The organism is Enterobacter genomosp. O, assembly GCF_001022965.1.
GTDB lineage: Bacteria > Pseudomonadota > Gammaproteobacteria > Enterobacterales > Enterobacteriaceae > Enterobacter > Enterobacter cloacae_L.
In genome coordinates this window covers 54,160-68,926 of record NZ_LECZ01000021.1, presented here as the reverse complement: position 1 = coordinate 68,926, position 14,767 = coordinate 54,160, and the positions used below count along the sequence as shown (strand labels likewise).

General features: G+C 57.1%; 9 protein-coding genes. 4 read left to right on the top strand and 5 right to left on the bottom strand.

Annotation, left to right across the window (positions count from 1 at the left end):
• Entirely contained in the window at positions 1-2,043 is a 2,043-nt protein-coding gene (gene prlC, locus ABR39_RS02795; RefSeq protein WP_047345683.1) for an oligopeptidase A, read from the bottom strand.
• A 178-nt stretch (positions 2,044-2,221) separates the two neighbouring features.
• Between prlC and ABR39_RS02790 the strand changes: the two genes are divergently transcribed.
• Together ABR39_RS02790 and gorA are read left to right on the top strand one after the other, a co-directional pair.
• Positions 2,222-3,064, top strand: a complete 843-nt coding sequence (locus ABR39_RS02790) for a 23S rRNA (adenine(2030)-N(6))-methyltransferase RlmJ (RefSeq protein WP_047345682.1) — start codon at positions 2,222-2,224, stop codon at positions 3,062-3,064.
• Between the two features lie 71 nt (positions 3,065-3,135).
• Positions 3,136-4,488 (top strand): glutathione-disulfide reductase, encoded by a 1,353-nt coding sequence (gorA, locus tag ABR39_RS02785; protein WP_047345681.1) that lies wholly within the window; start codon positions 3,136-3,138, stop codon positions 4,486-4,488.
• 74 nt (positions 4,489-4,562) lie between these two features.
• Here gorA and ABR39_RS02780 read toward each other — a convergent pair whose 3' ends face one another.
• Complete coding sequence (locus tag ABR39_RS02780) at positions 4,563-5,345, bottom strand: aminoglycoside adenylyltransferase family protein (protein WP_047345680.1); 783 nt, start codon at positions 5,343-5,345, stop codon at positions 4,563-4,565.
• Positions 5,342-8,899, bottom strand: a complete 3,558-nt coding sequence (locus ABR39_RS02775; RefSeq protein WP_047345679.1) for a response regulator — start codon at positions 8,897-8,899, stop codon at positions 5,342-5,344. Before ABR39_RS02775 ends, ABR39_RS02780 begins: the two co-directional genes overlap by 4 nt.
• Before the next feature lie 262 nt (positions 8,900-9,161).
• On the opposite strand from ABR39_RS02775, the gene ABR39_RS02770 reads away from it, so the two are divergent.
• Positions 9,162-9,500 carry a hypothetical protein gene (locus ABR39_RS02770; RefSeq protein WP_047345678.1) on the top strand — a complete coding sequence of 113 codons (339 nt, stop codon included), beginning with the start codon at positions 9,162-9,164 and terminating at the stop codon, positions 9,498-9,500.
• 5 nt (positions 9,501-9,505) lie between these two features.
• On the opposite strand, the gene ABR39_RS02765 is transcribed toward ABR39_RS02770, so the two are convergent.
• Positions 9,506-10,717: a tetratricopeptide repeat protein gene (locus tag ABR39_RS02765; protein WP_123156764.1), complete on the bottom strand. Its 1,212-nt coding sequence runs from the start codon at positions 10,715-10,717 to the stop codon at positions 9,506-9,508.
• 366 nt (positions 10,718-11,083) lie between these two features.
• Here ABR39_RS02765 and ABR39_RS02760 point away from each other — a divergent pair, with 366 nt between their 5' ends.
• Positions 11,084-14,023, top strand: a complete 2,940-nt coding sequence (locus ABR39_RS02760; RefSeq protein ID WP_047345676.1) for a transporter substrate-binding domain-containing protein — start codon at positions 11,084-11,086, stop codon at positions 14,021-14,023.
• A 29-nt stretch (positions 14,024-14,052) separates the two neighbouring features.
• On the opposite strand, the gene ABR39_RS02755 is transcribed toward ABR39_RS02760, so the two are convergent.
• Positions 14,053-14,739 (bottom strand): response regulator transcription factor, encoded by a 687-nt coding sequence (locus tag ABR39_RS02755; RefSeq protein ID WP_047345675.1) that lies wholly within the window; start codon positions 14,737-14,739, stop codon positions 14,053-14,055.
• Positions 14,740-14,767 lie beyond the last annotated feature (28 nt).

Below are 14,767 nucleotides of genomic sequence, written 5' to 3'. Positions count from 1 at the left end.
TCAGCCTTTGATGCCGTAATGCTCAAGCATCGCGTCCAGCTGCGGCTCGCGTCCACGGAAGCGTTTGAACAGCACCATTGGCTCTTCAGAACCGCCCCGGGTCAGGATGTTGTCGAGGAACGACTGGCCGGTTTCGCGGTTGAAGATCCCCTCCTCTTCGAAGCGAGAGAAGGCATCTGCCGCCAGCACGTCGGCCCACAGATAGCTGTAGTAACCCGCCGCATAGCCGCCTGCAAAGATGTGGCTGAAGGCATGCGGGAAGCGGCCCCAGGTTGGCCCTGGAATAACCGCAACCTGCTTTTTAATCTCGGCCAGGGTTTCAAGGATTTTCGCGCCCTGCTCCGGGCTAAACTCGGCGTGCAGGCGGAAGTCAAACAGGCCGAACTCCAGCTGGCGCAGGATGAACATCGCCGCCTGGTAGTTCTTGGCCGCCAGCATTTTATCCAGCAGCTTTTTCGGCAACGGTTCGCCGGTCTCATAGTGACCGGAGATAAACGCCAGCGCGTCCGGCTCCCAGCACCAGTTTTCCATAAACTGGCTCGGCAGCTCGACCGCATCCCACGGCACACCGCTGATACCGGCTACGCCTGCGGTTTCGATGCGGGTCAGCATATGGTGCAGACCGTGACCGAACTCGTGGAACAGGGTGATCACTTCGTCGTGGGTGAACAGCGCCGGCTTGCCGCTGACCGGGCGGTTGAAGTTACAGGTCAGGTAAGCGACCGGCTTTTGCAGAGAACCGTCGGCTTTACGCATCTGGCCGACGCAGTCATCCATCCACGCCCCGCCGCGCTTGTTCTCACGCGCGTACAGGTCAAGGTAGAAGCTGCCGCGCAGCTCGTTTTTCTCGTCATACAGCTCGAAGAAGCGCACGTCCGGGTGCCAGACGTCGATATCGGTACGCTCTTTCGCGGTGATGCCATAGATGCGTTTTACCACTTCAAACAGACCGTTAACGGCTTTGTTTTCCGGGAAGTACGGGCGCAGCTGCTCGTCGCTGATGCTGTAGAGGTGCTGCTTCTGTTTTTCGCTGTAGTAAGCGATGTCCCACGGCTGCAGCTCGTCTACGCCGAACTCCGCTTTCGCGAAGGCACGCAGCTGGGCCAGCTCTTTTTCACCCTGCGGACGGGCGCGTTTCGCGAGATCCGTCAGGAAGTCGAGCACCTGCTGGGGGTTTTCCGCCATTTTGGTGGCGAGAGATTTATCGGCGTAGTTTTCAAAGCCCAGCAGCTGGGCCAGCTCGTGACGCAGCGCGAGGATTTCCGCCATCACCGGGCTGTTGTCCCACTTACCGGCATTCGGCCCCTGATCGGAAGCGCGGGTGCTGTACGCGCGGTACATCTCTTCGCGCAGCGCCTGGTTGTCGCAGTAGGTCATTACCGGCAGATAGCTCGGGATATCCAGCGTTAACAGGAAACCTTCCTGCTCTTTCGCTTCGGCCTGCGCTTTTGCCGCCGCCAGCGCGCTTTCCGGCATACCCGCCAGCTCCGCTTCGTCGGTAATCAGCTTCGTCCAGCCCATGGTGGCATCGAGCACGTTGTTGCTGTACTGGTTGCCCAGCTCGGAGAGACGTGCGGCAATTTCACCGTAGCGGGTCTGCTTCTCTTTTGGCAGGCCAATCCCGGAAAGCTCGAAATCACGCAGGGCGTTATCGACGGATTTTTTCTGCGCCGTGTTCAGTTCGGCATAGTGGTCGCCGTCGCGCAGGTCGCGATACGCCTTATAAAGCCCTTCGTGCTGGCCGACCCAGGTGCTGTACTCAGAGAGCAGCGGCAGGGTCTGTTCGTAGGCTTCGCGCAGTTCCGGGCTGTTTTTTACCGAATTCAGGTGGCTCACCGGGGAGAAAATACGCCCCAGCACGTCATCCACTTCGGCCAGCGGCTGACACAGATTTTCCCAGGTGTACGGCGCGCCCTGCGCGACCACGCTTTCTACCGCCGCACGGCAGTTGTCCAGCGATTGCGTAACGGCTGGAACCACATGCTCAGGGAGGATTTTAGAAAACGGTGGCAACGAAAAAGGCGTCAGTAATGGATTGGTCATAAACGCTGTCCTGTTGAATTTGATGAATGAAGCGCGCATCCGGCGCTGTGCATATGGGATCTAGAATGGGGTTAAGTGTAGAGGATTTCAATGGCCCCGCTTACCGGGCCTGCGGGTAATCTGTGCCGTTCTGCTGTAAACTGTGGCAAATCGTCAATTCAGCGGAAAATCATTACCCATGCTCAGTTATCGCCACAGCTTCCACGCAGGCAACCACGCCGACGTCCTTAAACACACCGTACAGAGCCTGATCATCGAATCGCTCAAAGAGAAAGAGAAGCCGTTTCTCTATCTGGACACCCACGCGGGCGCGGGCCGTTATCAGCTGAGCGGCGAGCATGCCGAGCGCACCGGTGAATATCTTGAAGGGATCGCCCGCATCTGGCAGCAGGACGACCTGCCTGCGGAGCTGGAGCCCTATATCGGCGTGGTGAACCACTTCAACCGCAACGGCCAGCTGCGCTACTACCCGGGCTCACCGCTGATTGCACGCCAGCTGCTGCGCGAGCAGGACAGCCTCCAGCTGACCGAGCTGCACCCGAGCGATTTCCCGCTGCTGCGTTCCGAATTCCAGAAAGACGGCCGCGCCCGCGTGGAAAAAGCCGACGGCTACCAGCAGTTGAAAGCCAAGCTGCCGCCGGTTTCACGTCGTGGTCTGGTGCTGATCGACCCGCCGTACGAAATTAAAACCGACTATCAGGCGGTGGTGACCGGCATCCACGAAGGCTACAAGCGCTTCGCCACCGGGACGTATGCCCTGTGGTATCCGGTGGTCCTGCGCGCGCAAATCAAGCGCATGATCAAAGACCTGGAAGCGACCGGCATCCGCAAAATCCTGCAGATCGAGCTGGCGGTACGCCCGGACAGCGACCAGCGCGGCATGACCGCCTCGGGCATGATCGTCATCAACCCGCCGTGGAAGCTTGAAGCGCAAATGAACAACGTGCTGCCGTGGCTGCATAAAAAGCTGGTGCCAGCCGGTACCGGCCACGCCACCGTCAGTTGGATCGTGCCGGAGTAATCGCAGCCATCGGTGGAAACTATTGATTTCAGGTATACAATCGCGGCAATTCACGATTAAGGATAACAGCTATGACTAAGCATTATGACTACATCGCAATCGGCGGCGGCAGCGGCGGCATCGCCTCCATCAACCGCGCGGCCATGTACGGCCAGAAGTGCGCGCTGATTGAAGCGAAAGCGCTGGGCGGCACCTGCGTGAACGTGGGTTGTGTACCGAAGAAAGTGATGTGGCATGCGGCGCAAATCCGTGAAGCTATCCATATGTATGGCCCGGACTACGGCTTTGACACCACCATCAACCACTTCGACTGGGACAAACTGATCGCCAGCCGTACCGCCTACATCGACCGTATCCACACCTCATACGACAACGTGCTGGGTAAAAATAACGTCGACGTTATCCACGGTTTCGCCCGTTTTGTGGACGCGAAAACGATCGAAGTGAACGGCGAGACGATCACCGCCGATCACATCCTGATCGCCACCGGCGGTCGTCCGAGCCACCCGAACATCCCGGGCGTGGAATACGGCATCGACTCCGACGGCTTCTTCGAACTGCCAGCCCTGCCAAAACGCGTTGCCGTTGTTGGCGCGGGCTACATTGCGGTAGAGCTAGCCGGCGTGATTAACGGCCTGGGGGCGGAAGCGCACCTGTTCGTACGTAAACACGCGCCGCTGCGCAGCTTTGACCCGCTGATCGTCGATACGCTGGTTGAAGTGATGAATGCCGAAGGCCCAACCCTGCACACTAACGCCGTGCCAAAAGCGGTCGTGAAAAATGCAGACGGCAGCCTGACCCTGGAGCTGGAAGATGGCCGCAGCCAGACCGTCGATTGCCTGATCTGGGCGATTGGCCGTGAACCTGCGAACGATAACTTCAACCTCGGCGTGACCGGCGTGAAAACCGACGAAAAAGGCTATATCGTCGTCGATAAATTCCAGAACACCAGCGTACCGGGCATTTACGCGGTCGGCGATAATACCGGTGCGGTTGAGCTGACCCCGGTCGCCGTTGCGGCGGGCCGTCGTCTCTCCGAGCGCCTGTTCAACAACAAGCCGGACGAGCATCTGGACTACAGCAACATCCCGACCGTGGTCTTCAGCCACCCGCCAATCGGCACCGTCGGCTTAACCGAGCCGCAGGCGCGCGAGCAGTATGGCGACGACCAGGTGAAAGTGTATAAATCAGCGTTCACCGCGATGTATACCGCCGTCACCTCTCACCGTCAGCCGTGCCGCATGAAGCTGGTGTGCGTCGGCCCGGACGAGAAGATTGTTGGTATCCACGGCATTGGCTTCGGCATGGACGAGATCCTGCAGGGCTTTGCCGTGGCGCTGAAGATGGGTGCAACGAAGAAAGACTTCGACAACACCGTGGCGATTCACCCGACGGCGGCGGAAGAGTTTGTGACCATGCGATAACATATCGCCTGTCACCAGGGCATTGCCGGGTGGGCGCGCTTACCCGGCCAACAACCTGCTGCATGACATTCACGCTACGCCAGCTTTTCCTGGATCGCTTTTTTGACGTCGCGGACAAATGCCTCAACCTGAGGCATTTTTTCTGCCCAGTCGACGGTGACCAACCCGAGATACTCTTCACGCGCCTCCCCCAGCAGTTTCGCATGGGCTGCGGGCAGCCGTGGCAGCAGCCATGCCGCCGCCTCGTCTTTAGCTGCGATCTTACCGGTCTCAACGCTGTACCAGATGCGCGCCAGCGTTAGGAGGATGTGCCTTTCATCACCTTCTAAATCATCAGCCTTATTCCACAACGCCAGCGTCTGGCGAAACGTCTCCAGCAGGTCATGCTCAGGAACAACATCGAAAAACAGGCTGGCTGCTTCTCCCCTCAGGGCGATGCTGTTCTGACGCACTTTGGTCAGTAAAATCGCCAGATCGGGGTCGGGCTGCGCCGGTTCGTATTCACCGTTTGTGATATCGTCCCGGAGCCATTCACCAAACTGCAGTTCGCGCAGCGGCGGAAAATGCCACGGCACAATTTGCGACCAGACGACAACCGTCACTTCCAGCGCCCGGTAAATCTCCGACGTCCCGGGCCAGGCCGAAATCGAAAGCAGCTTCTGCATTAAGGTATAGCGCTGCTCGTCCCGCAGCGGCGAACGCACCGTGACCAGCAGGTCAATATCGCTCAGCGGTTTCAGCCCGCCGTCAATCGCCGAGCCATAGAGGTGAATCGCCATCAGCTCGCGTCCCAGAATGTTTTCGAGAAGCGAGCAGGCCGCTTGTATCTGTTTTTGTGCGCAGGGAAGCACGTTCATCTTACCTCTCCGTCTGACGTCAACTGCTGGTTAAACCGGGCCATCTCTTCCAGCACGCGGTTGACGAGGAATTCAATCTCCTGCCAGCCGCGTTCTGCATGACAGGCTGTTTCCAGTTTTTCACAGGCTTGCTGCAGGGCTGTCATGTTCATCATCCGCGCCCCGCCGTTGATGCGGTGCGCCATCCTGCTCACCTTGTCGCGATTTTTCAGCGCGAGCCACTGCGCCAGCTGGCTGGCATCTTCTCTGTTGACCTCAACCATTTCAGCCTGCAGCGCCCGCGTGGCGTCGTTCACCAGGTCCTGTTTTACGCTGCTGAAGGTAAAATAACGATCCAGCAGCGTCTGGAGCTTCTCTGCCGTCAGCGGTTTTTCCAGATACTCATTCATCCCGGCCCCCATACAGCGCTCAGCCGCTTCTGCCCCGCTCATCGCCGTCAGGCCAAAGACCGGAATCGGCGACCATCCGTTAAGCTGCTCAGTATGGCGGACCTGCTGCGTCAGCTCATAGCCGTCCATCTCTGGCATCGTGCAATCGGTAACGATCGCATCGTAGCGTTCAGGGTTCCGCTGCCACATCGACAATGCCTCCGCGCCCTGCGTGGCTAACGACACCTGATGCCCCCATGACTCCAGACGCTGCTGCAGCGCGCGCCGTGCTGGCGGATAGTCATCCACCCCCAGAATATGCAGGCTGCGCGCGTGGTCAACAGGCGGCGGGGTTAACACTTTACCGGCGGCAGGCTCCGCATTGAAGTGAAGGCTCACCACACAGCCCTCATGCGGCTCACTGTCGATGCGCACTTCCGCGCCAGCGGCCTGCGCCATATACAGGCAGGCCGGCAGACTGAAGCCGGTATCGGTCCACTCGGATTTCAGCGTCACGTGGTGAGCGCGTCCGGCAATCTCCTCCAGCATATGCCTGTCAATCCCCTCGCCCCGATCGCAGACCTCAATGACCAGTGGGATCGTCACTGAAGACGGCTCTCTGCTACCCTCATAGACCTCAACGTCAATCTCCTGGCAATCCGAATGCTTGATGGCGTTACGCAGCAGGCTGGAGAGGATGCGAATAATCAACAGCGGGTCGGTGGTAAACCGCTCGGTAGAAAGCTCGATCAGTACGTTCAGGGTGATTCCTTTCACTTCAGCCTGTTGCCGATAGAGCGCCACCGTGCTGTGGATTAGCTGCGGCAGATGCGTGCTGCGCATCGTTCCATTCAGCTGCGGATTATCGGCACGGAAGACATCGAACATGTCACCGATGAGCGAAAGCAGATTGAGGGAGGATTCCCAAATCAGATTCAGGTTTTCATTATGCTCGTGCCGCGCATCCAGCGCCTGCAGCTCCATCTCCAGCAGACCGGTGATCACGCTGAGCGGGGTTCTCACTTCATGCCCCATGCTCTGCATAAAGGCGTTTTTACTGACGATCGCCTGCTCCAGGTTGCTTTTGGTCTCAGAGAGCTGAACGATCAGCTGCTCTTTTTCAGTGACGTCCAGCCAGCCGCCAATCAGGCCGCCAATCTCACCCTGACCGTCGTGCCACGGCACAATCCAGCCCTGCAGGAAGCGCGTCTGGCCGTTTAAGGTAAATCTTTCAGACCAGTTCTGCGGCTGACCATCCCGCAGCGCCTGCTGATAGTTGGCCTCTATGTTTTCCAGCACAGCTGGCTCCGCGATGCCGATTGCCGTGACCGGTTGTCCCTGCAATGTCTCGCCCGGCTGACCGATGGTATCTGCCCAGGCCTGGTTATAACGCAGCAGATGGCCGTTGCGATCGCGAACGTAAAGCGCTACCGGCGAGGCGTCGATCAGCGCCTGGGTAAAACGTAACTGTTCGGCAAGCTGCTGCTGCCAGACGTTGCCGCGACGCAGCGCGCGACGCAGATACTGTATCCACAGCCAACATCCGGTCACGACCAGAAGCAGCAGCACGCCCCAGATCAGCGAATTGAGTAACGTGTCTTGATCCCAGGCTTCGCTATTGTCGATGGCCGCCTGTCGCCAGTCGCCCGCCAGCTGCATCATCGCCTGCGGCTGCATATCCTCCAGCGCTTTATTGAGAATAGCGATCGGTGGGCTGGCGTCGGTTTGCGCGGCAATGACCACATCAACAGGGGACACGGGCACCGTCACCGCGAGATAAAAACGGGTGGGATGATGGCGCGTGACCAGGTAGTTGGCGATAAACTGCGGCGCAATCACACCGCGCACCTCGCCTTTTTTCAGCCGCGCGAGCGCGTCGTCCATTTGCGTTAACGGCACCAGTTTAATCGTGGGATACCAGGTTTCCAGCCAGGGCAGCAGTGGATCGTCAGCCATAATCGCCAGCTTTTCGCCCTTCAACTGGGAAAAATCGCCCGGTCGTTTGATATCCTGATCCATCACTACCACGGCGGGCGTGGTGAGCAAGGGTGGAGTCATCGCCCTGGTTGTGGCGTTTTTTTGCGCCACGTTGACCTGCTGCCTGAGCACCAGCGCATCCGGGTTTTTCCGCTTCAACGCATTCAGTTCGTCGTCGCTCCCCGCCATCATGATGGTGAAGTGAATGTCATACTGCTCGCTAAATTGATTGAGCAGATCAATCACCAGACCCGCAGGCGTTCCGTCTTCCAGAAACGACAGTGGCCGCTGGCGGTTATCAAGAATGACCTGAATCTGGCTATGCTCGCGCAGCCAGTTCTCTTCTTCCTGATCAAGGCCCAGCGGGTTCGTGGTGATCACGAAGCTGCGGTTGAGGCCCCAACTGGTGGTGATACGCAAACGGCTGGCTAACGGAATGTGTTTAAACACCGAGTCGATGGCTTCCGCCAGCTGCGGCAGCTGGCGATCCACCCCAAAGCTCATGTTCAGATTGGGCAGCGCCGGGCTATAGCGCCAGTGCAGTCCCTTTGCCTGATGGTACTGGGTAAGATATTCGGCGCTGGCGCGGTTAATCCACAGCGCGTCTATCTGCTTAAACGCCAGCGCGCTGACTGCCGAAGGATACCAGGTCTGGAAACGTAGCGTGCTGCCAGGATAGTGACGACGCAGCGCCGGGCTGGCGTTGGTATCAGACATCAGACCTAGCGTTTTTGGGCTCTCTTCAGGCGCATCATCGGCCCGGTCGCGGGCGGTCATTAAGACCGCCTTGTCCAGCAGCCATGGTGGCGTGGCGACCAGATCGGAGTTAGGCCACAGCTCCGGGTTCCACATCGCCACCATCTGAATTTCATGACGTCGCAGCGCCTGAAAAGCATCCCGACTCTGGCTGTAGTAGTGGAGCTTGAGGTTGACCTTGAGGCTATCTTCCAGCAGCGCCAGATAATCAGCCGCAATCCCGTTGAAAATGCCGTGCTCCATACCCTCGCTCAGGGGAGGATGTGGCTGTCCCCAGACGCCGACATGAAGCGTCTGATTGTTATTCAGCCATTGCTGCACGTCACCGCTGAACTGAACGTGCGGCGCATTGACCTGCACGCGGCGTTGCAGGGTCAGCTCCTGGGCCTGAATCTGCCCGATACTGCAAAGCAGTAAAAAAAGGCTAATTAACCGGGCAGATAAAAAACGCATCGTCGAGTCGTTCCCTGAAGAGAAAGAGAAAGGGGGAGCCAGTCATCAGGCTGACTTTATTTTAGCAACTGCGCGTCGTTCCGCATTGCCTGGTTACCCGTCATATTTTGAGGGGATTTTAGCAATACATGATGCCGTCCTGATTAAGGTCGGTCTTGTTTTTGCAAACGCTTTTTTTATAAGACCGACCTTATTGTTCCCTTGAAACGTAGCAGGTAAAAAAAATCGATAGATTTGCTATGAGAAAACAGGTTACTTAGAAATGAATAATAACAGCAACAACAATACTGAATCCCGCACGGATGAAGCGATTAATGCTCAATTTCCTGACCTGGTCGAGCTCACGCTCGGAGATATTTTTATTCAGGGTGAGGAGCGTCTTTTTATCGACGACAGCAGTAAGCAGCTCATGATAAAGGGCACGCCCGGGCAGCAGGTCAATCTTTCCTATCTGCTGCCCGCAGAGTCAGAGCCCGGAGAATGGATGAAAGCCAGAGGCTCCGTCACCGTGGATGGGGTGCAATACGAGGTGTATCACCATTCGGGTGTCGAGACGGAGCTGCTGGTGCAGACGGGAATAGACGTTGCTCCTCAGACATAGCCCGATTACGCGATCGCTTCAACCTTTACCTCGCCCGCGCGAAAACCGTCGGCGAGGAAGAAAGGAATGGGCAGTTGCCATTGTCCATTTTGCACTACCGCCGTGTAGTGATAGCTTACCCCCTCTATACGTAACGCAACGGCCTGTTTTTCGCCATCGGCTTTCTCACTTGCTCCCGCCAGCACGGTGAATCCGGCGTTACTGCCCACATGAAAATGCGCCGCATTCCAGCGAATTGGCGGGTGCGCAGGCCAGGGCTGGGCATGATGAAACGCAAAGATCTCATCATGGTTCAGAATGCTCTGCCGGACCGTAGGCCAGAGCGCCACTTTAAGGAAATACTGATCGGTAAAACGCGTGCTCCCCCGGTAGCCCGCCGTAAACTGACGCATCATCCCTTTCACATTCGGGATCGCGCCGCCGCAGCCGCCCCACATCCCCGCCAGCAGCAGTTCGGTATGGGTGAAGTAGTCGCGCATATGGTGAAAATAAAATGGCGAACGCAACCAGGCTTCCACGCAGACCTGCTCCCGCTCAGAGAGCAGGGAGTCGGCGTCACGCACTAAAAAACGCTCGACCTGCGGGTCATCCATCACCAGAAAACGCCACAGGGTTGGGTAGATGTGCTTTTCCTGGCGCATATCCACCAGCGCGGCTCCCGCCTGCGCCAGCCGCTGCCAGACGTGCTGCGGCACGGAATCATCCAGATAGACGCGGCAGCGCCAGGCCGGAAACAGCTCTGCGGCGGCCTCAATGTTTTTAATTAAGGTTTCGCAGTAGCGCGGCCGATCGCCATACAGACTGAACGCGATGATGTTCTTTTCCGGGCAATCTGCCCGGAAAGGCGGCGGTGGCGTCTGGGGCAGCGGCCAGACGGTTCCCTGACGGAAACGCTGGTCAGACAGGGTCAATGACTCCAGACCATAGGCGCGCATTTCATCCGTTTTGCCCATATGCCCGCACAGCTCCGCCAGACCATCGAGCCAGGTTTCTGACGCTTCATGGCGGCGGGGCGACTGATAAATCTTGCGATAGACTTTGTACGCCTTGTCATGCTTTCCCTCACGCATCAGGCTCAGGGCGTAATCGCTCTGTACCGACATATTGTGCGGCAGAACGGCCAGAGCGCGTTCGCAGCAGCGAGAGGCGGTCGCGTAATCCGCAACGGCCATAGCGTGTCGGTACTGCTCCGCCAGAGCAGCGAATTTCTGACGCATTGCGTTTTGGTTCGCAACAGAAGAGTGAGGATGAAGGGATCGGCGCATCGTACAGGCTCAGTAATGAAATAAACGTGCGTATTATTTTCCCATTCGCCTGTAAAGTAAGCGACAAGACCCGTCTTGATGTTCCCGGCAATCGATGGAGTACGTAAAATTTAAGCAGCATAAAGCAGGCGAAACCGCGCGCTTATATTAGTATTGAGGTGATAACGCTGAAATAATAACGTTGCTGACCAGACATTGCGCTTTTCGTTATTAACGATTGCCAGAATAATAACCAAGCCTTGTCTTATAACAATGCTTTCGCCCTTAAAGCAGAATATGACTCTCAGTACTTTATCCTCAGGAGCGTTATAAATAGTTATGCGCCACTACCTTCGTCGTTGTTTGCTGCTGGTTGTATTTTTACTCGTGATGCCATCGGCACACAGCGAAGAATATAAAATTCTGATGCGCACCCCTATTGAAGGCGTGAATCGCTTGCCGCTTAACGACGAGCAGGCAACGCTACTGAAGCATGTGCAACATTTGACGGTCGGCATTAATGCCTATGACGCTCCCCCTTTCGGCATGCGCAATATGCGACATGAGTATGAGGGGCTGAGCGCCGACTATCTCGGCCTGGTATCCTGGCAGCTTAATCTGCCTGTTAAGGTCATCCTGTACGATTCACCGGAAGAGCTGTGGCAGGCGCTGGCCCGTGGCGATATCGACCTTATTCCGTCGGTCTCCGCCTTTGAGGCAAATGACGCCTTTGTGTTCTCCACGCCCTATGCCAGCGACAAACCCGTGCTGGGTATTAATGACAGAGACACCCAGCCGCTGGCGGACGATCTTGCCAACACGGATGTGGCGATGGTCAGAGACTACCTGCCGCTTGCGCAAGTGAAAGCGGCTTATCCCAACGCGCGTTTTCGCCTGTTTGATAGTTATCAGGAAGCGCTCAGCGCCGTGGCCTTTGGGCAGTCCCGCGCCTATCTGGGTAACAGCTATTCGCTGAGCAGAAACTATTTAAACAATATTCACATCGAGCGCTTCTCTCGGCTGCCCAACCGTGAAGTCGGGTTCGCCCTGAGCCAGAATAACCCGCAGCTCAATACGTTAATTAATGCAACCATCCACGCCGTGCCCGAAGAGGAAAAGCTGGATCTCTATCGCCGCTGGCAGCCCGATCGTGTCGATATTGCCCAGGGGACCAAGTCCCTGGACTTTACCGACCAGGAGAAAGCGTGGATTGCCCGTCATCCCGAGGTAAACGTACTGATCTACAGCCAGGATAACGCCGCGCCGGTCTCCTTTATCGATAATAAGGGCGTGTTGCGCGGCGTGGTGGCGGATCTCTTCTCCGTGGTGTCGCTGCGAACCGGGTTGCGCTTTCGCTTTGAGACCGGCGATACCACAGATGACCTGATCGCGAAGGTAAACCATGGGCAGGCGGATATGCTCGCGTCGGTAACCCCGAGCGAAGCGCGCCAGGATCAGATCCTCTTCACGCGCCCCTACTTACGCAGCGCGTTTTCCCTCGCCACATCGACCTCGCGCAACGATATTCACGCACTGGCCGACCTGCGCGGGAAACGGCTGGCGCTGGTGAAAAATATTGGCATCGAACGGATGGTGCGCGAGCGTTACCCGGAAATTAAAATTGTGCATGTGGGCAATGAATCGCAGCTGCTCTCCAGCATCACCAATGGAGATGCCGACGCGGCGATAGGTATTCTGGTGATGACGGATTACCAGATCTACACCAACTTTCAGGATCAGCTGAAGGTGGTGTCGATCGTTGGCGAATCCCCCGCCTGGGTCTCCTTTGGCGTAGGGCTGGCAAGTCCGGAACTGCAGAGCATTCTGGATAAAGTTTTGCTGAGTATCTCCCCTATTGAACTGGAAAACGTGGCGAACCGCTGGCGTCCCAACGAGCTGGTGGTGGTCGACAGCTTCTGGTATCGCTATCGCGAGGTCCTGATCGCGACCGGCGTCTTCAGCGGAGTGCTGGTGCTGCTGGCGCTGGGCTGGGCGCTCTATTTACGTCGGCAGATTGTGCGTAAAGCGGCGCTGCGCAGGCAGCTGAACGAACAGCTCACCCAACTGCGCGAAATGCTCACCGAACGTGAGTCGCTGCTGGCGGAGCTGGGCGAGGCGAAAGATCGGGCGGAAGATTCCAACCGGGCAAAATCGGTTTTCCTGTCCACCATGAGCCATGAGATCCGCACCCCGATGAACGCGATTATCGGCATGCTGGATATCGTTCTGAAGAAAGGACGCCGTGGCGAGCACGATCTGCAGGCGCTGGAAGTGGCTTACGACTCGGCGGAAGGTCTGGTGGGGTTGATTGGCGATATTCTGGATATCTCCCGCATTGAGGGCGGGCATCTCGATTTCAACCCGGAGCCCGTACAGTTCGAGAAGCTCATCGACAATATGCTTCGGGTATTCCAGGGCGTGGCGATTGAAAAGAATATCCAGCTGAACAAAATCTTCCCAACAGGAGCGCTGTACGAGGTCTACGCCGACCCGCTGCGTATTAAGCAGGTGCTCTCCAACCTGCTGAGTAACGCCATTAAGTTTACCGATCGCGGCAGCGTGACGCTCACCCTACGGCAAGCTGAGGTGACCGGCACCGACAACGTGCAGTTCATTATTGAGGTACAGGATAGCGGCGTCGGGATTGATGCCAGCCAGCAGGCCGCGCTCTTCAAACCCTTCAGCCAGGCAGATAACCGCCGGGCAGGTACCGGGCTGGGGCTCTATATCAGCCGCACCATTTGTGAAAGCATGAACGGTACGCTCACGCTCGCCAGCGAAAAGCATGTGGGTACGACGGTCAGGGCGACCTTCTCTCTGCCTAAAGTCACCCGCGCCGTTACGTCCCGGGTTCAGCGTGATGAGGAAGATGAAAAGCTGCCGGCACTGAATGTGCTGGTGGTGGATGACAACCCGGCAAACCGCATCCTGCTGGCCAAACAGCTGGCCTGGCTGGGACAGCACGCGCATCTGGCTTCCGGCGGCGATGAGGCACTTAAAATCTGGGCAGATACCGCGTTTGATGTGGTCATCACCGACTGCAATATGCCGGGCATTAATGGCTATCAGCTAACGGGCATGATGCGTAACGCCGAGCGTGAGCAGGACCGGGCCCCCACCTGGATTATTGGGTTCACTGCCAATGCAATGCATGAGATTACGGAGCGGTGTTTGCAGGCGGGGATGAACGACTGTCTGTTTAAGCCATGCTCTATTAGCGACCTGGCAACGGCGCTGCGCAACAGGGAGCCCGCTGCGCGGGCCTACAAGGAACCGTAGGCCGGGTAAGCGCAGCGCCACCCGGCTCATTACAGCAGTTGGTCGTGCCAGAGGAACAGTTCCGGGTCGGTCTTCACGCCCAGCTTTTTCATCGCGGATTTCTTCTGGCCGCTGACCGTTTTGCGGCTACGGCTGAACTTCTCAGAGATTTGCAGCACCGACATACCAGAAAGGAACAGGCGTAATACCTCCAGTTCCCGCGCAGAAAGCTGATCCAGACGGCCAATACCGTCGATGACATGCTGTTCATCTTCCACGTCTCCGGGTGCAGACGGCTCGGAGATAAGATAAAACTCCTTCTCCATGCTTTCAGAGAGGCAGATATGACCTGCCGCTACGCGGCGCACCGCATCGACCACTTCCGAGGCGTCACGGCTTTTACCGATATGACCCCGGACGCCCGCTTTCAGCGCCATGCGGACAATGGCGGTATTTTCCAGCGTCGATGAGATTAAAATCTTCAGCCAGGGGAAATTGCTCATCAGCTGTTTAATCATCGGCAAACCGTCGATATCTTCATCACCGAGTAAATAGTCGAGGATCAGCACGTCAATTCGATTGGTACGTAAAAAATTAATCAGATCAATGCGGTTGGCAAAGCTGCCTTTCAGCTCGAAATCTGGCTCCTGGCTGAAAATAATCTCCAGCCCTTTGCGGACAATCGGATGATCGTCAAGCAAGGCGATATAAATTTTCTTTCCTGAATAGTGATTCATCTGCACTCTCTGTCTGTGCCTGCTGCGT

Excerpts from the sequence above, each read along its gene's own strand:
- prlC (WP_047345683.1), bottom strand. The coding sequence starts at position 2,043 with ATGACCAATCCATTACTGACGCCTTTTTCGTTGCCACCGTTTTCTAAA.
- ABR39_RS02790 (WP_047345682.1), top strand. The coding sequence starts at position 2,222 with ATGCTCAGTTATCGCCACAGCTTCCACGCAGGCAACCACGCCGACGTC.
- gorA (WP_047345681.1), top strand. The coding sequence starts at position 3,136 with ATGACTAAGCATTATGACTACATCGCAATCGGCGGCGGCAGCGGCGGC.
- ABR39_RS02780 (WP_047345680.1), bottom strand. The coding sequence starts at position 5,345 with ATGAACGTGCTTCCCTGCGCACAAAAACAGATACAAGCGGCCTGCTCG.
- ABR39_RS02775 (WP_047345679.1), bottom strand. The coding sequence starts at position 8,899 with ATGCGTTTTTTATCTGCCCGGTTAATTAGCCTTTTTTTACTGCTTTGC.
- ABR39_RS02770 (WP_047345678.1), top strand. The coding sequence starts at position 9,162 with ATGAATAATAACAGCAACAACAATACTGAATCCCGCACGGATGAAGCG.
- ABR39_RS02765 (WP_123156764.1), bottom strand. The coding sequence starts at position 10,717 with ATGCGTCAGAAATTCGCTGCTCTGGCGGAGCAGTACCGACACGCTATG.
- ABR39_RS02760 (WP_047345676.1), top strand. The coding sequence starts at position 11,084 with ATGCGCCACTACCTTCGTCGTTGTTTGCTGCTGGTTGTATTTTTACTC.
- ABR39_RS02755 (WP_047345675.1), bottom strand. The coding sequence starts at position 14,739 with ATGAATCACTATTCAGGAAAGAAAATTTATATCGCCTTGCTTGACGAT.